Source organism: Chryseobacterium sp. SIMBA_028, assembly GCF_046535285.1.
Classification (GTDB): domain Bacteria; phylum Bacteroidota; class Bacteroidia; order Flavobacteriales; family Weeksellaceae; genus Chryseobacterium.
Genome location: NZ_JAWRWZ010000813.1, coordinates 1 through 237, shown reverse-complemented (window position 1 = coordinate 237; position 237 = coordinate 1). Strand labels below are relative to the sequence as shown.

At 65.4% G+C, this 237-nt stretch carries 1 protein-coding gene; it reads left to right on the top strand.

The window, feature by feature from the left end; translation table 11 throughout:
* The coding region (locus SCA31_RS25480; protein ID WP_410699712.1) for an AMP-binding enzyme at nucleotides 1-237 on the top strand (237 nt) is incomplete at both ends.

Here is a 237-nt window from a genome sequence, read left to right as displayed (position 1 = left end):
AGTTGTCGGTGCCCAAGGCGTTCGTGGTCCTGGCTGCCGGGTACGAGCCAGGCCCGGCGGTAGCCGAAGACATCCTGAGGTATTGCCGCACCCACCTGGCACCATTCAAGCGGATACGTCGGCTCGAATTCGGCGAACTACCCAAGACCATCTCCGGCAAGATCAGGCGGGTCGAACTGCGCGGAACCGAGGTTGCCCGGCACGGCAGCGGACCTCTTCCCGCGGGCTTGGGAGTGG